This window comes from Nocardia sp. NPDC057353 (assembly GCF_042667085.1).
Lineage (GTDB): Bacteria > Actinomycetota > Actinomycetes > Mycobacteriales > Mycobacteriaceae > Nocardia.
The window spans coordinates 26,065-36,153 of the sequence record NZ_JBHVAK010000065.1; the positions used below are offsets into that span (position 1 = coordinate 26,065).

General features: G+C 72.8%; 8 protein-coding genes. 5 read left to right on the plus strand and 3 right to left on the minus strand.

Going from position 1 to position 10,089, the window contains the following annotated elements:
- Nucleotides 1-52 precede the first annotated feature (52 nt).
- Nucleotides 53-505 carry a DUF1877 family protein gene (locus ACFUUZ_RS26630; RefSeq protein WP_378700831.1) on the plus strand — a complete coding sequence of 151 codons (453 nt, stop codon included), beginning with the start codon at nt 53-55 and terminating at the stop codon, nt 503-505.
- A 137-nt stretch (nt 506-642) separates the two neighbouring features.
- On the opposite strand, the gene ACFUUZ_RS26635 is transcribed toward ACFUUZ_RS26630, so the two are convergent.
- Nucleotides 643-1,893 (minus strand): CaiB/BaiF CoA transferase family protein, encoded by a 1,251-nt coding sequence (locus ACFUUZ_RS26635; RefSeq protein ID WP_378700833.1) that lies wholly within the window; start codon nt 1,891-1,893, stop codon nt 643-645.
- 19 nt (nt 1,894-1,912) lie between these two features.
- Nucleotides 1,913-2,683 (minus strand): deoxyribonuclease IV, encoded by a 771-nt coding sequence (locus ACFUUZ_RS26640; RefSeq protein WP_378700835.1) that lies wholly within the window; start codon nt 2,681-2,683, stop codon nt 1,913-1,915.
- Nucleotides 2,684-2,802: 119 nt separating this feature from the next.
- On the opposite strand from ACFUUZ_RS26640, the gene ACFUUZ_RS26645 reads away from it, so the two are divergent.
- The 3 genes from ACFUUZ_RS26645 to ACFUUZ_RS26655 all read left to right on the plus strand — a co-directional run bounded on the left by ACFUUZ_RS26645 (nt 2,803) and on the right by ACFUUZ_RS26655 (nt 8,850).
- Nucleotides 2,803-4,806, plus strand: a complete 2,004-nt coding sequence (locus ACFUUZ_RS26645; protein ID WP_378700837.1) for a protein kinase — start codon at nt 2,803-2,805, stop codon at nt 4,804-4,806.
- A gap of 170 nt (nt 4,807-4,976) precedes the next feature.
- The gene (locus ACFUUZ_RS26650) at nt 4,977-6,716 is read left to right on the plus strand and encodes a serine/threonine-protein kinase (RefSeq protein WP_378700839.1); all 1,740 of its coding nucleotides are present in this window, start codon (nt 4,977-4,979) and stop codon (nt 6,714-6,716) included.
- Between the two features lie 4 nt (nt 6,717-6,720).
- A complete protein-coding gene (locus tag ACFUUZ_RS26655; RefSeq protein ID WP_378700841.1) occupies nt 6,721-8,850 on the plus strand; it encodes a serine/threonine-protein kinase in 2,130 nt (709 codons plus the stop codon).
- Nucleotides 8,851-8,877: 27 nt separating this feature from the next.
- On the opposite strand, the gene ACFUUZ_RS26660 is transcribed toward ACFUUZ_RS26655, so the two are convergent.
- The gene (locus tag ACFUUZ_RS26660) at nt 8,878-9,258 is read right to left on the minus strand and encodes a hypothetical protein (RefSeq protein ID WP_378700843.1); all 381 of its coding nucleotides are present in this window, start codon (nt 9,256-9,258) and stop codon (nt 8,878-8,880) included.
- 302 nt (nt 9,259-9,560) lie between these two features.
- On the opposite strand from ACFUUZ_RS26660, the gene ACFUUZ_RS26665 reads away from it, so the two are divergent.
- Entirely contained in the window at nt 9,561-10,052 is a 492-nt protein-coding gene (locus ACFUUZ_RS26665) for a hypothetical protein (protein ID WP_378700845.1), read from the plus strand.
- Nucleotides 10,053-10,089 lie beyond the last annotated feature (37 nt).

The window sequence follows — 10,089 nt, forward strand, 5'->3', positions numbered from 1 at the left end:
TGGAGGAACTACCTCCGGGTGTATTCGCCGTACGGCGGTATCGTCCGCCGGGATGGGTACCAGAATGGCGTTCGCCCGGGTGACGGGCATGGAGCTGGACCACGGGGTGGTCGATCCGGAGTGGTTGCGCGGTGTTGTCCGCCCCGGGTGCGAGCTCGGGGCGCACTGGGATGCCGTGCAGTACCTGCTGGACGCGGCGGGGGTGGCGGTGGATTTGCGGGTCGACGGCGACCCGCTGGATGCCGGGCAGACGCTCGCCGCCTGGTACCCGGAGTTGGTCGCCGAAGCCGCTGCCGCGCTGTCCGGGGTTCCCCCGGAACTGATTGTCGCTCGGCATGATCCGGTTCGGATGGTGGAAGTGGGGATCGATCCCGGCGATCCGGTCGTCCTGCTGGAGTGTCTCCGCTCGCTGGCGCGGTTCTTCGCCGATGCCGCTGAGCGCGGGGCCGGTGCGGTGATGCTGTTGCGCGCGGAGGGGGTAGGACGTCCCGTTTTGTCGGGGTGACTGTCGCATCGCCTGCGGCGGCTCGGCCAGTTCTGCCGGAAGCGGCGATCTGTCCCGCGGGCGCTTACCCGCGGCGGTTGTTCCGCGGTCGTTCGCCCGGCGGCGGTTCGCCCGGCGGCGGTGTGCCTGGCGGTGACCTATTCTCCGGCGGCTTGCCCCGCGGCCGTTTCGGGTGGGGCGGGGAGACCGGCGGCTTCGGCGATCTCGGCGGGGGTGAGGCCGAGGCGGGTGAGCACCTCGTGGGTGTGTTCGCCGAGGTCGGGGCCGACATTGCTGATCGGCAGGGACTTCCCGCCGATCACCGGGACGATGCCGGGGAAGCCGACCTGCTTGGGTTCGGGTTCGCCGACATCGACGGGGAAGTGCTGGATCATGTCGCGAGCCACGTACTGCTCGTCGGCGACGATGTCGGCGGCGGTGTAGATGGGGCCGCAGGGGATGCCCGCCTGCTCCAGGACGGCGAGCGCCTCCGCGCGGGAGCGCTGGACCGTCCACTCGCCGATCGCGGCGTCGAGCCGCTCCCGATTCCGCCAGCGGCCCGCGTTGTCCTGGAGCTCGGGGTCGGCGGCGAGGTCGGGGCGGTCGATGACGCCCATGTACCGCTGGAAGATGGCGTCCCCGTTGCCACCGATGATGATGCTGGTGCCGTCGGCGCACGGGTAGGCGTTGCTCGGCGCGATGCCCTCCATCCGCCCGCCGACCCGCTGCCGGTTGATGCCGTAGGCCAGGTAGTCCGGGACCAGCGACTCCATCACCGAGAGGATCGCCTCGTTCAGCGCCACGTCGATGATCCGCTGCTCGAGCGGCACCGCACCCCCCGCGCGTTCGCGCTGGAAGAGCGCCATGACGGTGCCGAAGGCGGCGTAGATCCCGGCGATCGAGTCGCCGATCGAGACCCCGACCCGCACCGGCGGCCGATCCGGGTCCCCGACCAGCTCGCGCAGCCCGCCCACCGCCTCCGCCACCGCGGCGAAGCCGGGCCTGGCGGCGAGCGGCCCGGTCTGCCCGTAGGCGGAGATGCGGGTGAGCACCAGCTCCGGGTTGGCCTCGTTCAGCACCTCGGGTCCGAGCCCCCACTTCTCCAGCATGCCGGGGCGGAAGTTCTCCAGCAGCACATCGCACTCGCGGACCAGCGCGAGCACGGTGCGCCTGCCCGCCTCGGTGCGCAGGTCCAGCGTGATCGACTTCTTGCTGCGGTTCACGGTGCGGAAGAGCATCGAGGTGGTGCCGCCGTAGAGCCGCCAGTTGCGCAGCTCGTCACCGGCGCCCGGGCGCTCGACCTTGATCACCTCGGCGCCGAAGTCGCCGAGGATCCGGCCCGCCGTCGGCGCCGCGATGTAGTTGCCGAGCTCCAGTACGCGCACGCCGTCGAGCGGCCGAATACCCATGCGGACCAGTCTGGCCTACTCAGCCGACGTGCTCGCGCAGGTAGGCCAGATCATCGGCGAGGCCGTCGCCGGGGGTCTCCAGCACGACCGGGGCGCCCGCGGTGCGGCACACCTCGGCCAGCAGCTCCGGGTCGATGGTGCCGTCGGCGAGGTTGGCGTGCCGGTCGGCGCCGGAGTCGAACTCGTCGCGGGAGGAGTTCAGGTGCACCAGGTCGATCCGGCCGGTGATGGCCTTGATCCGGTCGACGACGCCGACCAGCTCCTCACCGCCCGCCCAGGCGTGGCAGGTGTCGAGGCAGAAGCCGGCGCCGAACTCGCCGACCGCGTCCCAGAGCCGGGCGATGGAGTCGAAGTGCCTGGCCATGGCGTGGTTGCCGCCCGCGGTGTTCTCGATCAGGATCGGCACCGCGAAGCCGCCCTTCTCCTGCTGCCGCTCGAAGAGCTTGCGCCAATTGGTGATCCCGGCCTCGATCTCGCCGTCGCCGCGCACGTGCCCGCCGTGCACGACGAGCCCGAAGGCGCCGAGCTCGGCCGCGGCCTGCGCCTGCTGCGCCACCGCGTTCCGCGACGGCATGCGCAGCCGGTTGTTCAGGCTGGCGACGTTGATCTGGTAGGACGAATGCACCACGACGTCGATCGGGCTGGCCCTGATCTCCTCGGCGCGCGGGTGCGGCTGGGGCTTGTCCCAGCTCTGCGGATCGATGACGAAAAGCTGAATCACCTCGGCGCCGAGTTTCTCACCGAAGCCGATCGGATCGCTGTCGAGGCGAACGTGTGCTCCAATGCGCATAGGACTCACCCTAACGACCGGCACCGACACGCGGGGCCGCCGAAAGCGATGTTGCGCACCCGGGCCCCGGGGAGATAGATCGGTAGGAGCACCGAGTGCGACCCGGAGAGGGGGGTGGAGTGACGGAAGTGCTGCAGAAGGGCGACACCTTCGCCGGCTACACCGTGCGGCGGGTGCTCGGCTTCGGCGGGATGGGCACGGTCTACCTGGCCAGGCACCCGCGGCTGCCCCGGCTCACCGCGCTCAAGCTGCTCGGCCGCGACCTGTACTCGGACACCGAGATCCGCAAGCGCTTCGAGCGCGAGGCGGATCTGGTCGCGCAGCTGGACCACCCCAACATCGTCACGGTGTACGACCGGGGCGCCGAGGACGACCAGCTCTGGATCTCCATGCAGTTCGTCGCGGGCGCCGACGCCTCCTGTGTCGACGTGGGCGTGCTGCCCGCCGCGCGGGCGGTGCGGATCATCGCCGACACCGCGGCGGCGCTGGACTTCGCGCACGTCAACGGGGTGCTGCACCGGGACGTGAAGCCGGCGAACATCCTGCTCGCCAAGGCGCCGATCGGGCAGCCGGAGCGGGTGCTGCTCACCGACTTCGGCATCGCCAGCGTGCGCGACGCCGACACCACGCTCGGCTCCGCCGGGTCCATCACCGCGACGCTGGCCTATGCCGCGCCCGAGCACCTCGCGGGTGCCGCGCTCGACCACCGGGCGGACCAGTACTCGCTGGCCTGCACGCTGTTCTGGATGCTGACCGGCGCCGCGCCGTACCCGGGGTCGAACCCGGCCGCGGTGATCAACGGGCACCTGAACCTGCCGGTCCCGTCGGCGCGCACCGCCAGGCCCGACCTCTCCCCCGCCTTCGACGCGGTGCTCATGCGGGGGCTGTCCAAGGAGCCCGAGGAGCGCTTCGGCACCTGCGCGGAGTTCGCCGCGGCAGCGCGGGCCGCGCTGGACGGGCCGCGCAGCGGGCCGCACCGCTCGGTGCCACCGCAGGGCGGGGTCCCGTGGCCGCAGGGCGGGTACCCCGGGCCGCAGCCGCAGGGTGGCGTATTCACCGGGTACCCCGGTCCGCAGGGCGGCCCGTTCACCGGCTACCCCGGCCCCCAGCCACAGGGCAACCCCGCAACCGGCTACCCCGGGCCCCAGCAGGTCGGCCCCACCGGCTACCCCGGTCCGCAGCAGGGCAGCCCCGCTACCGGTTACCCCGGACCGCAGCCACAGAGCAACCCGGCTACCGGGTACTCCGGGTCACCGCAGGGCAGCCCTGCCACCGGGTACCCCGGCCCGCAGGGCGGCCCCGCCACCGGGTACCAGGGACCGCAGCAAGCCGGCCCGCCCACGGGTTATCCCGGACCGCGGCCGCACGGCGGCACACCCGGTTATTCCGGCCCACAGCCCTACCCGACAGGGAGGCCGGGGCCGTACCCGCAGGCCCCGTACCCGACCGCGCAGCCGCCGTACCCGCAGCCACCGGCCCCGCATCAGCCGAATTCTCCGCGGCCCCACCCGGGCACGGGCGCCCGGCCGCACCAGGGGCAGCAGCCCTATCCCGGCCAGCCCGCGCCGCCGTGGCAGCCCTCGTCCGGGCCGAACCAACGCCCCGCCGCGGGCCAACCTCCTTCCGGCGCGCATGCTCGCCCCGGCCCCGTCGGCCCGGCCGGGATCCCCGCGGCCAACCCGGCACCCGGCCAACCCGCATCCGGCGCGCACCGACGTCCCGCCGGTACCCCGGGACAACCCGCATCCGGCGCGCACCTCCGGCCCGGTGGCACCCGCCCCGGAAACAACCCCGGGCAACCGCCGTCCGGCGCGCACCCCCGCCCCGGAGGCAACCCCGGCCAGTCATCCGGCACCCATGCCCAACCCGACCAGGGCACAGGGCAGGTGGGCCCCCGCTCCGGCGCGCACCCGGTGGCGGGCCGGGCGCCGAACCCCGGCGAGCAGGAGCCGGTGCGCCCGGAGGACCCCACCGTGGTCCCGGCTCCCCCGCCCCCGTCCGGCACCGCACCGCGGCGGCGCGGACGCCCGGCGGCGATCGATCCGCCCGGCGGCCGGGTGCGCCCCGGCGGCGCCGGAACGCCCGCGCGGGCGGACGGCGAAACCCCGTCCGGGGAGGGCTGAGATGCCCGCGGGAGCCGGGCCACGACCCGGTTCGCCGCGCGCAGGCGGCGTCCCCGACTACTGCTATGGTTTCGATGTTTCCGCGCACGGGCCTGCCCTGATCGCGCGATCTCGTGCTGTACGCCTGTGCGCCGGTGGGTCCCGGTCCGCGGCGGGAGATGGAGCAGACAATGCTGGCCAACGGTGAGGTGTTCGCCGGCTACGTCATCGAACGGCAGCTCGGCCGCGGTGGCATGGGCTCGGTCTACCTGGCGAAGCACCCGCGGCTGCCGCGGATGACGGCGCTCAAGCTGCTGAACCGGGAGATGTTCTTCGACAAGGAGGTGCGGGCGCGGTTCGAGCGGGAGGCGGACCTGGTCGCCCGGCTGGACCACCCGAACATCGTCACGGTCTACGACCGCGGCATCGAGGAGGAGCAGCTCTGGATCTCCATGCAGTTCATCGACGGCATCGACGCCGCCTCGGTGGACCCGCAGACGCTGCCCCCGGAGCGCGCGGTGCAGATCATCAAGGAGACCGCGGACGCGCTGGACTACGCGCACGGCATGGGCGTGCTGCACCGGGACGTGAAGCCCGCCAACATCCTGCTCGCCCGCTCCGGCGCGGGCCGCGGCGAGCGGGTGTACCTCACCGACTTCGGCATCGCCAGGCTCCGCGACGACACCGGCCACCTCACCCAAACCGGCACCTTCACCGCCACCCTCGCCTACGCCTCGCCGGAGCAGCTCACCGGCGCCACCCTCGACCACCGCTCGGACCAGTACTCGCTGGCCTGCACGCTGTTCTGGCTCTTCACCGGGAGCGGGCCGTTCGCCGCGACCAACCCGGCGCAGGTGATCCAGGGCCACCTGCAGTCCGCGCCGCCCGCGCTGAGCAGCACCCGCCCCGGGCTCCCCTACGGGCTGGACGGGGTGCTGGCCAAGGCGATGGCCAAGCGCCCGGACGACCGCTTCGAGTCCTGCTCGGCCTTCGCCGCCGCCGCGCTGCACGCGCTGAGCAACCCGAGCTCGCCGTCGCTGCCGCTGGCGGGCGGCCCGGTGCCGCCCCCGTCGAGCACCGGCCCGCGCCCGCTCACCGGGAACCAGTACACCGGGGCCCCGATGACCGGCGCGCCGTACCCCACCCAGCACAACCCGTATGCGAGCGGCGCCGCCCCGCTGGCCGCGGGCCCCGCCATGGCGCCGCCGCTCACCGGCCAGAACCCGCAGCAGAGCAACCCGTACGCGCACCGGCAGCCGACCGGCTACGGACCGACCCCGCCCCCGCCGCCGAACACCTTCGCGCAGTACAGCGGCGGCCAGGGGCAGCAGCCGCCGCGGAAGAACAACAGCACGCTGATCGTCGGCGTCGTGGTCGGCGTCGTCGTCCTGCTGGCGGCGGTGATCGGCATCGGCGTGGTGGCGAGCCAGAACTCGTCGAGCAACGGCGGCACCACGACGACCGCGGCGAGCCCGAAGATCACCCCGTCCGCGGAGGCGATCAGCAAGGAGTTCCCGCGCATGGTGCCCGCCTCGACCGACGAGGACAGCGGGTACAACAGCGCCACCTGCTGGTCGACCGATACCAGCGTCAGCCCGGAGCCGAGCGAGGGCGACCCGGACTTCGGCGCGTGGGCCTACCTGTGGAGCTGCTACGGCGGCGGCGACGGCGACGATCCCTTCTACCGGATCTACGCCTACGAGTCCGCCGCCGACGCGCAGTCGGTGATCGCGAACCTGCCGGCCAACACCAAGTCCACCGACACCAACGGCGGCAAGCAGTACACGAACTACAAGTACAGCGACAATGGGAACAAGATCATCACGGTGTTCAGCGGCGACCCGGACCGGAGCCAGTTCCTCATGTACACCGACGGCTACAGCACGCCGGAGGAGGTGCTCAGCTGGTGGCGTTCGGCCCCGCTGAACTGACGCCATGCTGAGAACCGGTGAGGTATTCGCCGGGTACACGATCGAACGTCTGCTCGGCCGGGGCGGAATGGGTTCGGTGTACCTGGCCAGGCACCCGAGGCTGCCCCGGCTGACCGCGATGAAGCTGCTGAACCGGGAGCTCTTCGCGGACGCGGAGATCAGGGCCAGGTTCGAGCGGGAGGCCGATCTGGTCGCCCGGCTCGACCACCCGGGGATCGTCCCGGTGTACGACCGCGGGGTCGAGGACGAGCAGCTGTGGATCTCCATGCGCTACGTCGACGGGGTCGACGCGGCGTCGCTGGAGCTCGATTCGCTGCCGCCCGCCCGCGCGGTGCGGATCGTCGCCGAGACGGCGGCGGCGCTGGACTACGCGCACCGCACCGGGGTGTTGCACCGGGATGTGAAGCCGGCGAACATCATGATCGAGCGGGCGAGCGACGGGTCCGAGGAGCGGGTCTTCCTCACCGACTTCGGGATCGCCAGGTTGCGCGACGACACCGGGCACCTGACCAGGACCGGGACCTTCACCGCGACGCTCGCCTACGCCTCGCCGGAGCAGCTCTCCGGTGCGCCGCTGGACCACCGCTCGGACCAGTACTCGCTGGCCATCACGCTGTTCCGGCTGCTCACCGGAGCGGTGCCGTTCGAGGCGAGCAATCCGGTCGCGGTGATCCACGGGCACCTCAACGATCCGCCGCCGCCGGTGAGCAGCTTGCGCGGCGGGCTGCCCGCCGCGCTGGACGGCGTGCTGCTGAAGGCCATGGCGAAGCACCCCGATGACCGGTTCGCGAGCTGTGCGCAGTTCGCGGCCGCCGCGCGGGACGCGCTCGCCGGGGTGGCGAGTGGGCCGCACGCCGTCGCGGGCGGGGCGCCGGGATTCCCCGGCGCGCCGCCTGCCGCCGGGTACGGGGTGGCCGGCTACAGCGGCGGCACGAGCTACGGCACCCCTGCGGGCGGCCATGAATCGGTGGGCGGCTCCGCCGGTACGGGCGGCCCGGGTTACGGCACGCCCGCAGGCGGATACGGCCGCGCGGACGGTCCCGGCACGGACGGTCCCGGGTACGGCACACCGACCGGCTCCGGGACGAACGGCCTCGGGTACGGCACACCGACCGGCGCCGGGACGAACGGCCCCGGGTACGGCACGCAGGCGGGCTCCGGGACAGGTAGTCCCGGGTACGGAACACCGACAGGCGGCTCCGGGACAGGTGGTCCCGGGTACGGAACACCGGCGGGCGGGTACGGCGTCGTGGGCGGGTACGGCGCGGCGCAGGGCGGCGGGTACGGGACGCCGGGTGGGCCGTCGGCGCCGGGGCATCAGGTGCACGCGGGGCCGTACTCGGCGCCCGGACACCCGGTGCAGCAGCAACCGACGCACTTCGCGGGGCACGGCGGCGGGTTCCACGGCGGCCGGGAGCCCAAGCCGCCGGGCCGCTACCGCGGGCTGATCGGCGCGGGCGTCGGCGCACTGCTGGCCGCCGCGCTGATCGCGGGCATCGCCTTCGTCGGCGCGGAGAGCGACGCGGACGGCCCGACCGCCGCGCCCACCGGCCCGCCCCGCCCGACCGCCACCGGCCAGCAACCGCAGGACAGCGCGGACGAGACCAGCACGGCACGCAGCACCACCACCACCTCGGCGGCCCCCGACGACGAGTCGGCCATGGTCGACGGCCTCGCCGCACTGCACGACGCCTTCCCGCGCATGGTGCCCGACGCCGACGAGGACGACATCGTCTTCAGCGACCCGGGCTGGAACGGCGCGACCTGCTTCGGCAAGGACCGCGCGGGCGGCTCCGGCCTGGACGCGACCGGGCCGGACTTCGGGGCATGGACCGCCGTCTGGTACTGCTTCGGCGGCGGCAACAAGGCCAACTACGAGTTCTACGCGTACGCGACCCCGGAGGACGCCGCCGCGGCGCTGGCCGGGCTGCCCTCCGGCACCGAGCAGAACGACACCAACGACGGCGAGTCCTACCGCAATATCGTGCTGAACGACTTCTCGTCCATGCGGCCGCGCATGGTGACGGAGTTCTCCGGCGACCCCGATCGGTCGCGCTTCCTGCTGCACAGCATCGGATTCATCGCCACGCGTGCGGAATTCATGCAGTGGTGGAGCACCGCGCCGTTGCGGTGAGCCGCCGCTCCGTCTCCGCGCCCGCTGCTACGGCTCCTGGTCCGGGACGGCGCTGTCCGAACGCAGCTTGAGCAGGATCAGCCCGGCCGTGCAGGCCAGGATGAGGCCGGCGACGGTGATCTCGACATGCAGTCCCGCGATGCCGAGTACCGCGCCGACGAGGCCGCCGACGAAGAACAGCCAGCCGAAGCCACGCGCCAGCGTGGTCGCCATGGTGCGTTCGCGCGGGGCCGTCGCGTGCGGGGGCGCGTCCGCCGCGCCCGCCGTGCCGTCCGGATCGGCGGCTGCCGATTCGGACGCGATGGATGTGGATTCGCCTGCGGCGGAGTCCGGTCCCGCGGATATCGCGGTGACCGATTCGGCGCCGCCGGATGAGGCATCCAGCGGAATGGCCGAGTAAGCTCCCATCATCTACTCCTCGTTGACGCCGATCAGAGAACAATCCGACGCCGGAAGTCGCTGTGCGCGACGACCGTTCACGTCTCTCATGTGGTTACAGGCGTCTCACGCGTAACTTCGATCACGCTACGACCACACTCGGCTGTTCTACTACGACACGTGCCTTCGACACGCGGCCGATACCATTTCGATATCTGAAATGGTAACGTTTAAATTTGTGTGTCTGCACCAGGGGTGCCCCGGCTCACGTGGCTCCACCCACCTCCCTCGATTAAGGTGAGGCCACCCGATCCCCCATAGGAGCATCACCGATGGAGAGCAGCAGAGCCAGGATCGTCGGCCCCGCCGTCGCCGCGGGCGCGGTCTCGGTCGGGCTGGTGCTGGTCGGCGTGTTCGGCATCGAGCGCGAGGACACCTACGTCGCCCCGCCGCCGCTGAAGTCGGATTCGGTCGCGGGCGCCGTGGTGCGCGCCGACGACGGGGAGACCGCGAGCAGCACCCAGCGGATCACCATTCCGCCCTCGCCGAGCTGGCAGATCGCCCCCGCGGGGCCGCCGCGCCGCCCGGCGGGTTACACCCCGGTCGTCGACCCCTCGGCCGACCCGTCCGACGACCCGTCGGCCACCGAGTCGGCGACCGCGACGACCCGCACCCGCACCCCGACCACCAGGCCGAGCGCGACGAGCCCGACCACCACCACGCGCACCCGCACGCTCACCCTGGAGCCGAGCACCTCCGTCGAGGAGCCGCCGTCCTCGGAGCTCGTCGAGGACGAGCCCGAACCGGCCGAGAGCACGGAGTGATCATCGCCACGTGACGGCAGCGGGCGGCGGACCGGAG